Raw genomic sequence first — 17,551 nt, 5'->3', positions numbered from 1 at the left:
CGTTCATCGGTATTCCCCTTCACCAGCCACTCCCCGGCCCCAAAGCCCCTTGCATTATGGGAAAGGAGTTGCATATTGTCCAACGAATAGTGTAAGGTGCAAACGCGTGCAAGGGGATGATCTGAGTCAATTGCGACAAAGAGGCCGAGCGTCAACCCAACCAGGCGCTTAAAAACCAGTGAGAGGAAAGGAAGTCGGGTAATGGCTGCAATCGCGTTTCCCAGATCGTCCGAAGAGCATTTCGAAGAGTTGCGAAAGGCGCCCGTTCTCGCCCTGCCGACAGCTCTCTTGTTTGTCGTTTCCATGGCAGGGATCGCAACGACCTGGTACCTGGCGCTGAACGCTATGCTTCCGCTTTGGGTCGGTGCGATCTCAAACGGCCTCGTCACCTATCTGCTTTTCAGCGTGATCCACGACGCCTCGCACAAGTCGCTGTCGAGCGTTGGCTGGATCAACGAATCGATCGGCGCGATCGGCTTGTTCTTCCTCTTTCCCTATGCCCCGATGGTCCTGCTCCGCTGGGTCCACAACAAGCACCACACGCATACCAATGGACCCAAAGACCCCGACCGGTTCGAGCATGAATCGCCCTGGTGGCAGGTTCCATTCCGCTGGACCTTCTTCGATGGTGCCTACATCTGGTATTTCGTCAAATATGGTCAGAACGTGCGCAAGAAACATGGCACCGAACTGCTTGTCTTCTATTCGCTCCTCGCGCTGCTGTTCGTTGCGGCAATTTACTTCGGCTTCGGCTGGGAACTGTTCATGCTGTGGTTCGTGCCGTCACGGATCACGCTGTTCATCATCGCCATCGTCTTCGTCATCCTGCCACATCATCCCGCGATCATCGCGCAAGACGAAGACCCTTACATGGCGACAACCATGCGGTTCGGCTGGGAATGGTTGCTCAACCCGCTGCTGGTTTATCAGAATTACCACCTGATCCACCACCTCTGGCCTGAAATCCCGTTCTACCGGATGCACAAGGCCTATTACCTCAAGTACGATGAAATCAACGCCAACCGCATCCCGCGCCAGAAAGCCTTCGCCCTGAAGCCCGAGAACTATGACGACCACTTTGCGGTTCGCCGGGAACTCGACCAGGCGCAAGGCAAGGCAAGGCCTGCCTAACGAAATAACGGCCGGACCGTTCGGTATGGTCCGGCCGTACCTCCAGACCGGGAAACGCACTGATGGCCAAGCAACTTCACCTTGGCGCGTTCATGCGCCCGGTCAGCATCCACACCGGAGCCTGGCGGTATCCAGGTGCCTTACCCGACGCGAACTTCAGCCTGGCAGCGATCCAGCGCTTCATCCGCAGCCTTGAAGCTGCCAAGTTCGATTATTTCTTCATGGCTGATCACCTCGGCGTGCTCAACCTGCCACGCCAGGCGCTGATGCGCAGCCACACTGTGACCTCGTTCGAGCCATTCACGTTGCTTTCCGCACTGGCCGGGGTGACTGAGCGAATCGGCCTCGTCGCAACGGCCTCGACCACTTACGACGAGCCGTTCCATGTCGCGCGCCGCTTTGCCTCTCTCGATCACATCAGCGGCGGGCGGACCGGCTGGAACGTGGTGACCACTTCGAATCCGGACAGCAGCCGCAACTTCGGCCTGGAGACCCAGCCAGATCACGCCGCGCGCTATCACCGCGCCCGCGAGTTTCATGACGTTGTGACCGGGCTGTGGGACAGTTTCGCCGACGATGCCTTCGTTATGGACGCAGCAAAGGGCATCTATTTCGACCCCGCCCGGATGCGTGCGCTGAACCACAAGGGCGAGCATTTCTCGGTCACCGGGCCGCTTAACATCGCCCGTCCGGTTCAAGGCTGGCCGGTCATCTTCCAGGCCGGTGCCTCGGACCCGGGCCGCCAGCTCGCTGCCGAAACCGCCGAAGCCGTATTTGCTGCGGAATCGACGCTGGAAGGCAGCAAAGCCTATTACGACGACGTCAAAGGGCGGGCGGCGACGGTAGGACGCAATCCCGATCACATCAAGATCATGCCGGCCGTATTCCTGGTTGTTGGAGACACCGTCGAGGAAGCCCACGCGAAGCGCGCGAAACTGGACAGCCTGGTCCACTACGACAGCGGCATCCATTCACTGTCCGGCATGCTGGGTCACGACGTATCGGGCTTCGATCCCGATGGCCCCCTGCCCGACATCCCCGAATCCAACGCCAGCAAAAGTTCGCGGCGGTTCATGATCGAATTGGCCAGAGCTGAGAGCCTGACGATCCGCCAGCTCGCCGCGAAGGCCGGCAGCTATGGCGGTTTGGCTTTTGTCGGCACCGCCAAGACCATCGCCGACGAGATGCAGCATTGGCTTGAGCAAGGCGCTTGCGACGGTTTTACCACCATGTTCCCTTACCTGCCGGAAGGCCTGGAAGACTTTGCCGGCAAGGTTGTGCCCGAACTGCAGGCGCGCGGCCTGTTCCGCACCGAATACGAAGGCGAAACGCTGCGCGACCATCTAGGCCTGCCGCGCCCGGACAACCGCTTCTTCGCCTGATGCGGTGAGCCGGTTTGTCATCATCGGCGCCGGGGCAATCGGCAGTTTCCTGAGCACGCGGTTGCACAACGCCGGGCATGAAGTTCTGCTGATCGCCCGAGGAGCGCGGCTCGAGGCCTTGCGAAACACGGGCGTGCTGCTGTCCGAAGGCGGGGCCGAGCGGCAAGTGCGTGTGCCGGTGTCCGCAGCATGCGATCCCGCAACGCCGCCGGATCATGCCATCCTGGCAACCAAGACGTTTCAGATCGAATCGGCGCTTGCCCTGCTCGAACCACTGCGCGGAAGCCGCTTCACGCTGCTGACGGTGCAGAATGGGGTCGAAGCACCCGGCATCGCCCAGGCCGCCCTGCCCCGCGCTGTCGTGCTTGGCGCACGCATGCACGGCTTCTTCGAGCTGGAAGACGGGATCGTGCGCCACACCGGCGTCCCCGCCACGCTGCTGGCCGGCCCGGTCGCCGATCGCGCAACCGACCCGGCTGCCGGACAGGCCTCGGCAATCCTTGCGGGCGACCTTATTGCCGCTGGGGTCCCCACCACTCTGACAGGCGACATGCGCCCAGCGTTGTGGGACAAGTTCCTGATGGCCGCGACGATCGGCGCGGTGGCCCCGGCGTTCGGCCTGAAGGTCGGTCAGGTGCTGGGCCATCCCCAGGCCAGCGCGCTTTTGCGCGAGGCCATGGCCGAGGTCGAACGGATCGCAGCGGCGTTGGGCATCGAATTGCCGCCCGATTGCATATACGAGAAGCTGGACTTCATCGGCCGCTTTCCACCCGACGTCACCAGTTCGCTGCAGCGCGATCTCGAAGCGGGCAGACCGTCGGAATTCGTCCACCTCAGTGGGGCCATACCCCGCTTCGCGCGACAGGCCGACCTGCCCTGCCCGGCCACAGACGAAATCCTCGCGCGGCTGCGCGCCCGCGGGCTTCAACCTGATTGATCAGACGATATCCCGCTCCATCGCGCGCCTGGCAAACCATGCACCCGCCATGATCACAGCATGCGCGGCCAAGGTCGTCAAGCCGACCCACAAGGCTTCGCCGCTCCAAACGACGCTATAGATGTCCCAGGCGGAGCCGACGAGTTCGGTCAGCACGATCACCGGAACCAGCGCCCAGTAGCGCAACGGATCGCGCGCGCCCCACAACGCCACGAGGCCGATTGCTGCCAGTTGGATGCCAACGATCAACCAGGCATCAAGCAGCAGGCCGAAAGACGGCGTCCCCTGCCCCAGCGCAATACCGGGGTAGATCAGCCGCAGGGCCCCCGCATAGACCGGCGGCCAGAGCAGCACGAGATTGCAGAGATACCAGATCCCCACGGCGATCAGGTAAGTGCGCAGAACCTTCATGGCGGCCTCCTCAGGCGATCGCGAAGATATCCGATGTGGCGCAGGCGATGCGCGCATCCTTGTGCGGCGCATAGTCCGGATCGTTCATGAAGGCGTCGATCGCCTCCATCGAAGGAAACCGGATCACCACGACATAGTCAGGTGCGGCTCCCTCGCCCTCATAACGGACGAACTCGTGCGAACGGCAGACCATTTCCCCGCCGTGGCGTCCGACCAGCGCCGGAACTGCGGCCATATAGCCTGCCACCCAGGTTTCGTCGTGCGATTTGATCGATCCGATGAAATAGGCAGCCATCACTCCGTTTCCTTTGGTCAGCGCCGGGACCGCCAGCTTTCCCGCTAGAGCCCCAGCAAGGTGTTGCGAACAGCTTGCGCAAATCCCGCAGTTGTCCCGTTTCCGCCAAGATCGGGGGTCCTCGCGATATCGGGCGCAATGAGCGCCGTTTCGAGTGCGCGCATCACCAGCGCGGCGGGCTCGGTTTCGCCGAGATGCTCCAGCATCATTGCACCCGACCAAATCTGGCCGATCGGATTGGCGATGCCCTGCCCGGCGATGTCCGGGGCAGACCCGTGGACCGGCTCGAACATCGAAGGGAACCGCCGTTCGGGGTTGAGGTTAGCAGAAGGAGCCACAGCGATGGTGCCAGTGATTCCCGGCCCCAGATCGGAAAGGATATCACCAAAAAGGTTCGAACCAACCACCACATTGAACCGTTCGGGCGACATCACAAAGCGTGCGGCGAGAATATCGACATGATACTGATCGGCGGCAACATCGGGGTATTCGGCGCCGATCGCGGCAAAGCGCTCGTCCCAGAACGGCATCGAATGATAGAGTCCATTGGACTTCGTCGCGCTGGTCACATGCCTGCGCCCGCTCCGCCGAGCGAAGTCGAAGGCATAGCGCAAGATGCGGTCGGTGCCCCGGCGGGTGAAGATCGCCTGCTGGACGACGATTTCGTTCTCGCCAGTTCCGGTCCGACCGCCGATCTGGGAATATTCGCCTTCCGAGTTTTCGCGCACCACCCAGAAATCGATGTCGCCGCGAGCCTTGTCGCGCAGGGGCGAAGCGATGCCCGGCAGCAGCCGCACCGGACGCAGATTGACGTACTGCTCGAACTCGCGCCGGATCGGCAACAGCAGCCCCCACAGCGAGATATGATCGGGTACCCCGGGAAAGCCGACCGCGCCGAGGAACACCGCATCATGATCGCGCAACCGGTCTAGCCCATCATCGGGCATCATCTTGCCGGTTTTGAGGTAGGTCTGGCAGCTCCAGTCGAAGTGCCGGAATTCGAGCACGAAACCGCACTTGGCCGCTGCCGCCGTCAGCACCGCGATTGCGGCAGGCACCACTTCGCGGCCAATTCCATCTCCCGGAATGCTGGCGATGGAATAACGCCTCATGGTCAATCTTTCCCTACAGATAGCTGTTCAAAGTCTTGAGCACCCGATAAGCGCTGAGAAAGGCTGGCGCAGGAACCTGCAGTTGCTCCGCTGCCGCCGCGAGCGGCCCCAGGACCTCGTCAACTTCCATCCGCCGGCCCGCCACGAGATCGTCATGCATCGAGGTGCGGACGGGACGGTTTTCCGGCTTGAATCTGGTGCCCATCGCCATGACACCGTACACTGCCTCTTCAAAGCTTTCACGGTCAATCTCGACCAATCTGGATACAGGCGCGAAATAGTTCTGCGGTTCGTAGCCAAGTGCCTTGTAGATCGCCAGCAGATCCTTGACGACGTGGACATAGTGTTCGGCGCCTTCGCGAACCGCCACACCATCCACAAAATCGAGCTTTGGAAGCGCGCCCAGCGTACTGGCGCTCCACGACGATGCTCCACCGACCTGAACCACTTTTTCCCAATGGACATGGACGATATCGGGAGTTGAGCGCGAACCCATGCCCGCAGCGTCGAGCGCTACGGCCATGATCCGCGTGCGCTCGCTCTCCCCGCCTTCCAGCTCGCCGAAATAGGCGGTGACGGGAACCGCCATGTGATTGAGCGCCTTGCCCGGTTCGAGCAGGGTCGCCCCGTCCATGATCGAGCCGCCGATCACCTTGTCCTTGCCAAACGCGGCCTGGAGTTTGCCTTCCTTGCCCACGCCGTTCTGCAAAGTCAGCGCGCAAGCGGTGCGATCGACCAACACCTGCGCATCGGCCAGCGCCTGATCGGTACCCTTGGCCTTGGTCAGCAGGATGTAATAGTCGATGTCGCCTTCAACCTCCTCGGGCGTTTCGACCGCGAAGAGGTTTTCGCGCTGGACGAATTGCGCCCGCACACCCGAAATACTCAGGCCATCCCGGCGGATCGCCTCGACATGGGGCTTGCGCGCAATCAGCGTGACCTTGTGGCCGCCGCGCGCCAGGAATCCGCCGATGACCGAGCCTAGCCCGCCGGCACCGTGGAAACAGAAATGCAATTGCTTGGACATGCTTTGGGATTCCCGTTGGTTCGGCTCAGGCAATGCCCAGTTCGACCAGCTTGGCCCTGATCTGCTCTTTCTTTTCCGGCGTCACATCAGCCACCGGCGGCAGGATCGGGCCAGCCTTGAGGCCAATCGCTTCGTACCAGGCCTTCACATTGGCAAGTGCGCTGGCATAGGTCGCGGTGCGGGCGATATCCCACAGGAAGTTGTCGTGATAGAATTCGCGGACTTCGCTGAGCTGATCGGAAGCGGCCCGCGCTTCCTCCCATTTTCCTTCATGCGCCAGGCGGATGTATTCCTTGGCGAAATGGCGCTTCTTGCCGTACAGCATGTAAGACAATTCACCCCAGCAAACGGTGCCGCCAAGACGCAGATCGTCGAGGAAGAAGTATTCGAATGGCTCCATCGTGTTGAAGCCTTCGGGCATTAGCTGGCGGATTTTGATTGTCTCGGCACGGCTCATGGCACCTTGTTTGACGCCGATCACGGTATCGATATCGGCCAGGCGGCGCATCAGGTCCCAGCTCAGCACGGTTCCCGAAACCGGGGTCCGGTAGAGGCAGACGGCCAGATCGGTGTTGTCGGTCAGGAACTTGAACCAGGCATAGATTTCGTCGTCGCGCTTGAGCTGCACAACCGGGTTGATCACCTCAGCCCCGTTATACCCGAGCTTCTCGACGAACTGCATCTTCTCGATCGCGGTATAGACGCTGGGATCGAGCACGATGGTCCACAGATCGAGCCGCCCGGCATTCGCCTCGGCGACGATCTCGTGATAGCGAAACCAGTCTGACGCTGAGACGTTCCAACATTCGGAGATGAACCCGCCGACGGCCAAGCCATCTACGCCCATTTCGACATATTTATCGATGTTGTAGCGGATACCGTCCACATCGAACTTGTAATCGGCGGTCATCGGGGTAATCGGACACTGATAGAAGCCCCTGACGGTCTTCGTAGCCCAAGCCTTGGCGTCCTTACGATCATATTCCATTGATGTGCACCTCATCTCGATTTGGTTCAGAATTTCAGCTTGCATCTGCCGTTCATGAAGGCGCCAGCGCCGCCTGGGCCGCAGCCAGTCGGGCAATCGGCACCCGGAAAGGCGATGCGCTGACATAGTCCAACCCGATCTCCTCACAGAAAGCGATCGTGGCCGGATCGCCGCCGTGCTCGCCGCAGATCCCCAGTTTAAGGTCGGGCCGAGTTTCGCGCCCTTTGCGCGATGCCATTTCGATCAGCTTGCCGACCCCTTCGATATCGAGAGTGACGAACGGGTCCTTGGCGATAATGCCTTTTTCCACATAAGCACCCAGGAAACGCGCCGCATCGTCGCGGCTGATGCCCAGCGTAGTCTGGGTCAGATCATTGGTTCCGAACGAGAAGAATTCCCCGCTTGCAGCGATTTCGTCGGCAACCAGGGCTGCCCCCGGCAGCTCGATCATGGTGCCAACGCTAAAGGCGATCCGCTCGCCTTTTTCGGCGAACACGACTTCAGCTACCCTGTACAGGGTATCCTTCAGTGATTCGAGTTCACGCGGCAATCCGACCAGCGGGATCATGATTTCGGGACAGACCGCCATGCCCGCCTCGCCCGCGACTTCGAGCGCAGCCTCGAAAATCGCGCGAGCCTGGATTTCGTATATTTCGGGATAGACCACGCCAAGTCGGCAGCCTCGATGCCCCAGCATGGGGTTGGTTTCCGCCAATTCGATTGCGCGATTCCGAACCTGCTCCACGTCAATACCCATCGCCCGCGAAAGCTCGGTGAACTCGCTATCCGTATGCGGCAGAAACTCGTGCAGCGGCGGATCGAGGAGGCGGATGGTGACTGGCAAGCCTTCCATGATCTCGAAGATTCGTCGGAAGTCGGCGCGCTGTTCGGGCAAAAGCTGGTCGAGCGCGGAGCGTCGTTCCTTTTCGCTGTCGGCCAGGATCATCTGCCGCATAGCGAGGATCCGACTTTCATCGAAGAACATGTGCTCGGTTCGGCAAAGCCCGACCCCTTCGGCCCCGAACCGGCGGGCCATTTCGCAATCGAGCGGGGTTTCCGCGTTGGTCCGAACCTTCAGGCGGCGATGCTTGTCAGCCCATGCCATCACCGTTGCGAAATCGCCCGAAAGTTTGGGCTGGATTGTCGGTAGTTCGCCCAGGAACACTTCGCCGGTCGAACCGTCGATCGTAATGAATGCGCCCTCTTCGAGCCGCTGGCCGCCGATCTCGGCGACCCGCGCGACCGGGTCGATCTTGAGACTGGCGGTGCCCGCCACGCATGGCCGGCCCATACCCCGCGCGACCACGGCCGCGTGGCTGGTCATGCCGCCGCGCGCCGTCAGAATGCCGGTTGCGACGTGCATGCCATGGATGTCGTCAGGCGACGTCTCATGCCTGACGAGGATGACCTTCTCTCCAAATTCGGCCCACCGTTCCGCTGTTTCCGCATCGAATACCACACCCCCCGAGGCTGCCCCGGGCGAGGCAGGCAAACCCTTTCCGAGCAGCACCCGCGGCGCATTCGGATCGAGCGAGGGGTGAAGCAACTGGTCGAGCGAGGCCGGGTCGAGGCGGAGCAGCGCGGTCACTTCGTCGACCAGGCTCTCTTCGACCATGTCGACGGCAATCTTGAGCGCGGCCATGGCAGTGCGCTTGCCCGAACGGGTCTGAAGGAGGTAGAGCCTGCCGCGTTCGACTGTGAATTCGATGTCCTGCATGTCGCGATAGTGGCGCTCCAGCAGTTCGAACACCTCAGCAAGTTGAGCATAGGCCTTCGGCATCGCTTCCTGCATTGAGGGAAGCCGCGCACCTGCGGCTTCGCGGGCAGCCCTGGTCAGATACTGGGGCGTGCGGATGCCGGCGACAACATCCTCACCCTGGGCGTTGGCCAGCCATTCGCCGTAGTAGGCCTTCTCGCCGGTTGCAGGGTTGCGGGTAAAGGCGACACCGGTAGCGCTGGTCTCGCCAAGATTTCCGAACACCATGGCCTGGACGTTAACCGCCGTGCCCCAATCTCCGGGGATATCGTTCAGGCGCCGGTAGACCTTGGCTCGCGGTGAGTCCCATGAGAGGAACACCGCCTCGATTGCCGTCCAGAGTTGTTCATGTACATCCTGAGGAAAGGCCGCGCCGTGATGGGCAAGCACGAGATCCTTGAAGGTCGCGATCAGGCCGCGCAGATCGTCCACTCGAAGATCGATATCCTCATCGACGCCGCGATCTTCCTTGATGCGGTCAAGGGCTGCCTCGAATACGCCATGCTCGATTTCGAGCACGACACTGGAATACATCTGGATGAAGCGGCGATAACTGTCGAGCGCGAACCGCTCATCCCCGGAGGACTGGCCCAGGCCGGTGACGGTCGCATCATTGATGCCAAGGTTGAGGATCGTGTCCATCATCCCCGGCATGGATACCCGCGCTCCCGAACGCACCGAGACCAGCAGGGGATCGCGAGGATTGCCGAACGTCTTGCCCGTCGCCCGTTCGACCAGCCCCAAAGCAGCCGAAACCTCATCGCGGATGCGATCAAGTGAAGCTCTGCCGTGGTCAAGATAAGCGAGGCATTCGCCGGCGGAGATCGTGAATCCAGGCGGGACGGGCAGCCCGATCCGCGCCATCTCGGCGAGGTTGGCCCCCTTCCCGCCCAGGACGCGCTTGTCGAGGTCAATCTGACCTGCGACCAGAACGCCGGAACCGAAGGGAAACACACTCGACATTGTTAAATTCCTGAGGTTCAGGTGCAGGTCCAAGGCGGCGCAATTCGATTGGTGCGCCGCCCCAGAAGCGATCTACATTTTGAGAATGGCCTTGATCGCCTTGCCGGTCTTTTCGGTATCCTCGACGGCCTGGTTGATCTGGTCGAGATCATAGAAGGTGCAGAGCTTCTCGAACGGGAACAGCCCGGCCTTCTGCATCGCAATCAGTTGCGGGATGAAGACCTGCGGGGTGCTCGATCCTTCGACTACGCCACGCAACTTGCGGCCAAACAGCATGTTGTTCATGTCTAGCGAAAATTCGGTGCCCAGCTGCGCCCCGCCGACCACTGCGGTTTCACCCATGTTGTGCGTGCTGTCCACCGCCGAGCGCAGCACCGCTGGAATGGCGGTAGTATCCATGGCATAGTCGGCGCCGCCACCGGTCATCGCGACGATCGCTTCCTGAGCGTTGACCGTGTTGGCGTCGATCACATCGGTGGCGCCCAGTTCACGCGCCAGTTCCAAGCGGCCTGCGTTGCGGTCAACCGCGATGATCTTGAGGCAGCCCGAGGCCTTGGCGGCCATCACTGCGCTGAGGCCCACCGACCCGGCCCCGAAGATCGCGATCGAGGAGCCAGGTTCGGGACAAAGCGCATTGAGGATGCTGCCCGCCCCGGTCTGGATGCCGCAGCCCAGTGGGCCCAAAAGTTCGATCTGTGCGTCGTCGGCAACCTTGACGCAGTTGTTTTCCGACGCGATCGAATAGGTCGCGAACGAGGATTGCCCGAAGAAGCAGGCGTTGACCTCTTGGCCGTGGCGGGTAATCGGCGTCGAACCATCCAGGCGGCGGCCCATGAAATTGAGCGGGAACAGGCTCGGACAGTAGGCCTGATGCCCCTTGAGGCACGATGGACAGGTGCCGCAATAGCTGAAGGAGAGCACGACCTTGTCGCCTGGCTTGACAGTGGTCACGCCGCGTCCGACCTTTTCGACAACGCCCGAACCTTCATGGCCCAGCACCGCCGGCAGCGGCGTCGGGTAATATTGATCGCGAACCGTCAGGTCGGTATGACACATGCCAGCTGCAGCAACCTTGACCAGCACTTCGCCGTCGCGCGGATCCTCGATTGAGACGTTATCCAGAACGAATTCACCACCCTGACGCTCAATAATTGCCGCGTATGCGTCCATTATTTCTCTCCCGTTTCCTGATTTCTATTTGATCGAATTTGCTTATGCGAAGAAATAGAGATTCTTGTCCTGCACGACGCGCGCGTCGATATTCAGCTTCCTGCTGAATACCTTGAAGCCGCTGTCTGTTTTCCGCAGCTTGTCTTCGCGTCCCAGCGTGTGCACGTAAACTTCGCTCTGTCGGCGATTGCGGTGCACCAGAACATTGGAGAACACCTCGAATTCAAACGGTGCAATTTCGAATGCTTCGACATTGGTAACGAAATAGCGGATTCGTGATGGCGGATCTTCCATCCATACCTGGCCCGTCAGCAACCGGTCGACCCGCTGCTGCAGCTCGGCATAGTCATCGTTGTAGATTGCGGCATCCCCCGGGGTTGGATCCGGGCGGCGGTCACGTGCAAACCGCTGTTCGTAAACTGGCATCCAGTAATGGATATCTTCGGCGATTACAGTATCGAACCATTGGCGATATTGCTGGTTTTGCAACATCCGCACCTCGGCGGAATAGTGACTGACGATGGCATGATGCAGTTCCATGCCTACGGGCTTGCGTGTTTCGGTCATCTTGCGGTCCAGATTGCTGTCGGGATCAGTCTTGCGGCTCGGCTTGCTTCGCCGACAGACGTTCAGGCCAGAAATTACGGTTGGTCCACATTGCATCCCAGGTATCGTCATTGGCCCGGATGGCGGCCCAATCTGGCGCATCGAGAATTTCTTGCCAGAAACGATAAAAGCCTCGATACGAGGTTTCGCCGATGAAGCTGACCCCGACAATTCCTGGATAGACGGGGTGCGGCCCTTCGCGGTCCTTGCCCATGCTCGAATTCATCCGCCCCTTTCGGGTGATGATACCGTTGTTGTTGTAGGTGGCCGACGACATGTTTTCGCCATCGTCGCTTTCGAGCGTTCCCGCCGTACCAAATGAACGGATCGCTTCGCGCTGGATCGACCGCTTAGTTTCGGTGTCGGCATTCTTCGGCACCATGGTATAGGTCCAGACCTCGATTTCATGCGGCCCGCGCGGATGCCAGATCTTGAAGGTGTTGGTTCCGTAGAGGAACGAACAGTTGGGGAAGATCGACGTATTCCAGTGACCGACATAGAGCCGTTCGCGCTCCGGCCCGAATTTTTCGCGAATTCCGCCCCGCGTCTGCTCGAGATATTTGACGTACCCGTCGCGCTTGACGTGGATCGCAGTCGCCGCATTATCGATCAGGCCAAACCCGTGGCCATGCCGCATGGTGAATTGCAGACCAAGGTCGTCAAACGGCATGTCGGCGCGATTGCCCGACAGGCCAGCCAGCTCGCCCCCGATCATCTGGAGAGCGGCGGCATGCGTCCAGCCCACGTGATACCCATCGCCGACGAAGTTCTCGGTCGGGACTTTCCAATTGCAGGCGAGGGTGCTTTTCAACGGCGGCCCGACCAGTTCCAGACCACCGTCCGGACCGTCCCAGATCGTATCGAGGTACCAGCAGAAGTCCCCCAGATAGTCCTCAAGCGATGGCGCTTCGGGATCATGGCAGCCGAAGATGAAGCCCTTGTAAGTTTCGACCCGGATCGGCGCGAGCCCTAGCTTGGATTTGTCGAGATCGCTGTGATAGCACCGCTCTTCCATCGGAACATCGACGAGCGAACCATCCTGACCGAAAACCCAACCATGATAATTGCACACGAACGCCTTGGCGCTGCCGCTGTCAGCATGACAGATCTGGTTGCCGCGGTGCGTGCAGGAATTGATGAACGCCTTCAGCGAACCGTCCGGCTGCCGCGACAAGATGACACGGTCTTCTGCCATGTACGTCGTAATGAAGTCGCCCGGTTTGGGAACTAGCGAATCATGCCCGAGCATGAGCCAGCATCGCGAGAATATTCGCTCCAGCTCCAGCTGATAGACATCTTGATCCCAGAACACCCGGCGAGACTGGCTCGCACCGGCGTTATCGACGAGTGCCGACGATCCATTCATCGCATCGCTCCCATGCTTTTTGTTACGAGTGCCGCATAGTCGATTCGTGCTATACATGCAACGCGATGCACCATATGCAAAACCTACCGTTGGCGCAAGGACGATTCTCAAGGGGCGTTTGTGGGGAGAATGTTAGGTTGCAAGATGCCGATAGCAACACGTCCAGCATCCTTGGTCTTGGGTCCAGGCTCTGGCAATCACCAGCCCTATTGCTGTGTCTGGCCTCGTTCTTTTGGGCCCTGAATCCGATCGTCGGGCGGGCGGCCAAGGACTTGCTCTCACCTGTGACTCTGGCGTTCTGGCGGTGGGTGGTGGCGCTGGTCTTCGTGCTCCCTTTCGCTTGGCGGCACCTCCGCGACGACCTGCCCGCCATTGTTGGCGGCTGGCGGTTCCTTGGGCTCCTCGGGGCTGTAGGGGTGGGGCTGTTTTCTTTTCTCGTCTATCAAAGCCTGCAGTTCACCACCGCGACCAACAATCTTCTGTTGCAATCGACCATGCCGGTGATGACCCTGCTCATGCCAGTTGTGCTGTTTCGGGAGAGGGTGCGCCCGATCCTCCTCGTTTGCGCACTCCTTTCGATCACCGGAATCGCGTGGATCATGACCAAGGGGCATCCCGACTATCTGCGCTGGGATGCGCTGAACCGAGGCGATCTGCTCGCCATCATTGCGGTTTTTCTCTATTCCGCCTATGCCACCTTCCTGCGCCGCGCACCGGCGATGCACCACCTCAGTTTGCTGGCTGTCCTGTTCGGGGTCGGGATCGCGGCTTTGAGTGTGCCCTATGCCTGGCACCTCTGGTGGGCTGGCCTGACCGTGGCTTCACCTGCTGCGCTCGCATCGCTGCTCTATATCGGGATATTTCCTTCGCTGCTGTCCTACGCGCTGTTCAATCGCGCGGTCGCCTTGGTCGGCTCGGGCCGCGCGGGGGTCTACATGAACCTGCCATCGGTGCTCGGGGTCCTGATGGCCGTACCTCTGCTTGGAGAACGGTTCGCAAAATACCACCTAATCGGTTCGCTGTTGGTGGTTGCATCAATCCTCTTATCGCGTCGGGTCAAGACATAAGGTCAATGAGGCCCTGGCTGCTGCGGCGTATAGCAGAGCAGTCGCGGAATTTATGGTTCGCTCAAAGTCCTTGGCGAGGCGTCGGTTTCGATTGCTCCATGCGAAGTTCCGCTCGACGACCCATCGCCTTGGATGGACGACGAAGCCGGTCTGATCGGCGAATTTCCGGACGATTTCGACGGTCATGGCGGTAGCGTTGCGGACGCGATCGCTGTTGTAGGCGCTGTCGGCGAAGATATGTTCAACGCAAGGGTGGCGCTGGCGCGATTGCTTGAGCAGCGGCACAGCGCCATCGCGATCCTGCACCTCAGCGCTATGGACCAGCAAGGCGAGTGTCCGGCCAGGGCTTGCGGCCAGACAGCGCGCCCATTCGCCTCGTCCAGCGCGTGGCTGGAATTAGGCCGAGATTTGATGAACCGGACGATCTCCTTGGGACTAAAACTGAAGGCGTTGGCACGTCGCTTCCAAGCCGCGCCTTCATGGCGGCGTCGGCGGCGTTGAAGTCATTACAGAGAAGTACACGCGCGAACCGCGCGATGAGCGGACGCGTCGCGGAGCAGGCGCGTCTATTACCCTGGCGTATCCGGCGAGCTGATCGAGGAGCTTCACCACGCCCGCGGCTCCCGTCTCAGCGGGATCGCTCGACGCTTCGCCGGTGACGACTACTGCTACCGAGCGGGCTGCCGGTTTGGCGGACACCGAGATAGGTTCAACCAGGCTACGCCAGCTTCCCGTTCGAAATCTATGGGGCTGAGATAGCCAAGGGTCGAGTGCCGCCGGGTCCCCGCCTTGCGCCTGCTCAGGCGATTGGCGACGGGGCCATGAAGACCGCGCGCGATCGGGGCGAGAGCGCGCGAATGGTAGGAACGATTGGGGAGGCGTCGCGCCAGCTCGTCGCAGATCTGATCAAGACGGGGGATCGATGGACAATGAAATCGGCTGCGTGCCTCCGGCGCCGGAGGCACGCGATAAGAACCGCCGCCGCTAATTGCATCGAGAGGACCGCAATTGGCTATGCTGATATCAAAGCATATTTCAGAGCCCGATCCGAAAGTTGTTGAGCAATACCAGCATGTTGTGATTCACGCCTCTTTGCGACAAGAAGGAGTGGATGGTGGCATGGACTGGTATTGCCCGGCGTGAGCATAGTCGGGAAGGTTTGCGATATCCATCGGATATGACGGACACGGAGTGGGTGCTGGCAGCACCTTTCGTTCCACCGGCGAGGCGAGGTGGCCGACGCCGGACTACCGACATGCGCGAGGTTCTGAACGCGATGCTGTACATCGCGGCAAGCGGGTGGGCGTGGCGGCTTCTGCCGAAGTGCTTTCCTCCGGTATCGACGGTGCGGCGCTATTTCTATGCCTGGCGCGATGCCGGTCTGTTCGACGCGATCAACACGGTGCTGGTCATGAACCTGCGGGAAATCGAAGGGCGTGAAGCTTCGCCCAGCGCCGGAGTGATCGACAGCCAATCGGTCAAGACCACCGAAAGTGGCGGAATCTCGGGCTATGACGCGGGCAAAAAGGTGAAAGGCCGGAAGCGACATATCCTGACGGACACCTGCGGCTTCCTCATCTTCATCCTCGTACATGCCGCCGATATTCAGGACCGAGATGGGGCCGTCGATGTGCTGGCAGCCATTCGCAAACGGTTTCCCTGGCTGCGACACATCTTTGCCGATGGCGGTTACGCAGGCGATAAGCTACGATCCGCCTTGGTTGGCATGGGCAAATGGACGATCGAAATCATCAAGCGATCGGACAAGGCGAAAGGCTTTCAGGTGCTGCCCCGCAGATGGGTGGTCGAACGGACTTTTGCCTGGCTCGGGCGCTGTCGTCGGCTCGCAAAAGACTGGGAGCGATCCATAGCCTCGTCCACCGCTTGGGCCCTCGTCGCCTCAATCCGCATGCTCACGCGCAGAACCGCAAGGCTTTGTCAGAATTGAGAAACTTCCGAATCCGGCTCTTAATCCCGACGCTCACCGTGGTACCGCTGCCTTGGATGTCAAATCCTCACAGTGCAAGGTTCGCGCGGCAATTAGTCTGTCGCGAGTTCGATTGTCGCTGTCTACCCGCCCCATACCAGCAGGTAAACGCCTTGACCTGACGCACTCAACTGGCCCGGTCGGACATCAGTGATATGCGCGCGAACAACTAAATTACCTACCCGCTTATTATCGACCGCACGAGCGATCTTTGAGAGAAGCTTGTCATGGTCGAGGATAGTCAGCGATAACGGGTATGGCGAAAAGAATGCGACCATGTCCGAGCTGGGTGCGCGTCATGTCGCTGAGCTGCTGGCGCTGCGGATCAGGCGGCCGATCGCCGACAAAGGTCTGCCCCCCGCCGTCACGCGCCGGGCCGATTTACCCAGATTAGACCCAAAAAGGGAACCGTTCCGTTTCCTTATCGTTTGAGCCGTTGATCTTGGTCAATGTCTAACAAAACCAACGGATGATTTCGATGAAGATTGCGATATTTGCCGCGCTGCTTACCCTGGCGCCAGTTCCGGTGTTGGCTCAGGCTGTTTCGCCGGCGACTTCGGGAACGATGACCAGCGCCGACATCGGCGTCTCGCCGATCGCAAGCCAGAGTGGACCCAACTACGTGCTCGCCGCGGCCGACGCCAATCTTTACCAGATCAAGGCGTCGCAGCTCGCCGCGACGCGCGCGCAGCGTGATGACGTCAAGGCCTATGCGAAGCGCGTTCTGGCAGAGACGCAAAGTAGCCACAAAGCGCTGCTGGCGGCGTTGAAGAACGATCAGCGCACGATCAAGGCGCCGTCCTCGACCCTTTCCGCCGACCGCGCTGCCCTCCTCAAGCTGCTCCAGAAGGCGCCGAAGAGCGCTTTCGACAACCTCTATCTCACCCAGTCGGCGCAGGTTCAGCAGGATACCTGGGCGGTGCATAAGGGTTACGCACAGGACGGAACCGACCCGGCGCTGCAGCAGGTCGCCGGTACCGCGGTCCCGGTGCTGGAGAACGAGCTCGCCACCGGCAAGTCGCTGACCCCCACCGGGCTTGCAGGATAGGTGATACCCGCCGGGCCAGGTCGACGCAGCCCCCCAGACCTGGTCCGGCACCTGTTTACTGCCATTGATGCTGCGGTTGTAGCCGGCGGCATTGCTCGCCTGATCCGGCCAGCAGAGATGCTCCATCACTGTCAGCAGCCGTAACGGCCGATACGTTTGCTGCCCCAGTAAGCATTCGCCAGGTTGGGCCTGAGATCTTCGAAAAGCGCTTGCGCGAGAGCACGTCCCTCTTCGGTGAGCGAGGAGAGCTTCTGCCGACGATTGCGCTCCCCGACACGCCCGCAAGGTCACCATCGCTGATGGTG

The 17,551-nt window shown here is 60.6% G+C and carries 15 protein-coding genes and 1 pseudogene; 6 read left to right on the top strand and 10 right to left on the bottom strand.

Going from position 1 to position 17,551, the window contains the following annotated elements; translation table 11 throughout:
• The first annotated feature begins 201 nt into the window (after positions 1 to 201).
• The 3 genes from YP76_RS23375 (at position 202) to YP76_RS23365 (ending at position 3,450) form a co-directional block, all read left to right on the top strand.
• Positions 202 to 1,131: a fatty acid desaturase gene (locus YP76_RS23375; RefSeq protein ID WP_008828096.1), complete on the top strand. Its 930-nt coding sequence runs from the start codon at positions 202 to 204 to the stop codon at positions 1,129 to 1,131.
• Positions 1,132 to 1,193: 62 nt separating this feature from the next.
• Entirely contained in the window at positions 1,194 to 2,513 is a 1,320-nt protein-coding gene (locus YP76_RS23370; protein WP_008828095.1) for an LLM class flavin-dependent oxidoreductase, read from the top strand.
• Between the two features lie 4 nt (positions 2,514 to 2,517).
• A complete protein-coding gene (locus tag YP76_RS23365; protein ID WP_008828094.1) occupies positions 2,518 to 3,450 on the top strand; it encodes a 2-dehydropantoate 2-reductase in 933 nt (310 codons plus the stop codon).
• On the opposite strand, the gene YP76_RS23360 is transcribed toward YP76_RS23365, so the two are convergent.
• The 9 genes from YP76_RS23360 to YP76_RS23320 form a co-directional block, all read right to left on the bottom strand.
• Positions 3,451 to 3,861, bottom strand: a complete 411-nt coding sequence (locus YP76_RS23360; RefSeq protein ID WP_008828093.1) for a BphX family protein — start codon at positions 3,859 to 3,861, stop codon at positions 3,451 to 3,453.
• Between the two features lie 10 nt (positions 3,862 to 3,871).
• A complete protein-coding gene (locus YP76_RS23355) occupies positions 3,872 to 4,156 on the bottom strand; it encodes a DUF1330 domain-containing protein (protein WP_008828092.1) in 285 nt (94 codons plus the stop codon).
• A 44-nt stretch (positions 4,157 to 4,200) separates the two neighbouring features.
• Positions 4,201 to 5,268, bottom strand: coding sequence for a tartrate dehydrogenase (locus YP76_RS23350; RefSeq protein ID WP_008828091.1), 1,068 nt, complete (start codon positions 5,266 to 5,268; stop codon positions 4,201 to 4,203).
• Positions 5,269 to 5,281: 13 nt separating this feature from the next.
• On the bottom strand, positions 5,282 to 6,295 hold the full coding sequence (locus YP76_RS23345) for a ketopantoate reductase family protein (protein WP_024018975.1): 1,014 nt from the start codon (positions 6,293 to 6,295) through the stop codon (positions 5,282 to 5,284).
• A gap of 25 nt (positions 6,296 to 6,320) precedes the next feature.
• Positions 6,321 to 7,379 (bottom strand): dihydrodipicolinate synthase family protein, encoded by a 1,059-nt coding sequence (locus YP76_RS23340; RefSeq protein WP_232307698.1) that lies wholly within the window; start codon positions 7,377 to 7,379, stop codon positions 6,321 to 6,323.
• Entirely contained in the window at positions 7,336 to 10,002 is a 2,667-nt protein-coding gene (gene ppdK / locus YP76_RS23335; RefSeq protein ID WP_046765866.1) for a pyruvate, phosphate dikinase, read from the bottom strand. Before ppdK ends, YP76_RS23340 begins: the two co-directional genes overlap by 44 nt.
• Before the next feature lie 72 nt (positions 10,003 to 10,074).
• Entirely contained in the window at positions 10,075 to 11,172 is a 1,098-nt protein-coding gene (locus tag YP76_RS23330; protein WP_024018976.1) for an NAD(P)-dependent alcohol dehydrogenase, read from the bottom strand.
• A gap of 42 nt (positions 11,173 to 11,214) precedes the next feature.
• Complete coding sequence (locus YP76_RS23325) at positions 11,215 to 11,739, bottom strand: aromatic-ring-hydroxylating dioxygenase subunit beta (protein ID WP_008827666.1); 525 nt, start codon at positions 11,737 to 11,739, stop codon at positions 11,215 to 11,217.
• A 25-nt stretch (positions 11,740 to 11,764) separates the two neighbouring features.
• Positions 11,765 to 13,144 carry an aromatic ring-hydroxylating oxygenase subunit alpha gene (locus tag YP76_RS23320; protein WP_008827665.1) on the bottom strand — a complete coding sequence of 460 codons (1,380 nt, stop codon included), beginning with the start codon at positions 13,142 to 13,144 and terminating at the stop codon, positions 11,765 to 11,767.
• A gap of 137 nt (positions 13,145 to 13,281) precedes the next feature.
• On the opposite strand from YP76_RS23320, the gene YP76_RS23315 reads away from it, so the two are divergent.
• Positions 13,282 to 14,211 carry a DMT family transporter gene (locus YP76_RS23315; RefSeq protein ID WP_024018977.1) on the top strand — a complete coding sequence of 310 codons (930 nt, stop codon included), beginning with the start codon at positions 13,282 to 13,284 and terminating at the stop codon, positions 14,209 to 14,211.
• Here YP76_RS23315 and YP76_RS27345 read toward each other — a convergent pair.
• Positions 14,188 to 14,553 (bottom strand): annotated as a pseudogene (locus YP76_RS27345) (transposase); the annotation flags it as partial. The gene YP76_RS23315 and the pseudogene YP76_RS27345 sit on opposite strands and share 24 nt — an antisense overlap.
• Before the next feature lie 769 nt (positions 14,554 to 15,322).
• Between YP76_RS27345 and YP76_RS23305 the strand changes: the two are divergent.
• On the top strand, positions 15,323 to 16,159 hold the full coding sequence (locus tag YP76_RS23305; protein ID WP_024018979.1) for an IS5 family transposase: 837 nt from the start codon (positions 15,323 to 15,325) through the stop codon (positions 16,157 to 16,159).
• A gap of 517 nt (positions 16,160 to 16,676) precedes the next feature.
• The gene (locus YP76_RS23300) at positions 16,677 to 17,246 is read left to right on the top strand and encodes a DUF4142 domain-containing protein (RefSeq protein WP_031308889.1); all 570 of its coding nucleotides are present in this window, start codon (positions 16,677 to 16,679) and stop codon (positions 17,244 to 17,246) included.
• Positions 17,247 to 17,551: the final 305 nt, after the last annotated feature.

Origin of the sequence: Sphingobium chungbukense (assembly GCF_001005725.1) — a bacterium.
Lineage (GTDB): Bacteria > Pseudomonadota > Alphaproteobacteria > Sphingomonadales > Sphingomonadaceae > Sphingobium > Sphingobium chungbukense.
The sequence above is the reverse complement of the archived record's forward strand: the minus strand, read 5'-3'. Positions and strand labels throughout refer to the sequence as shown.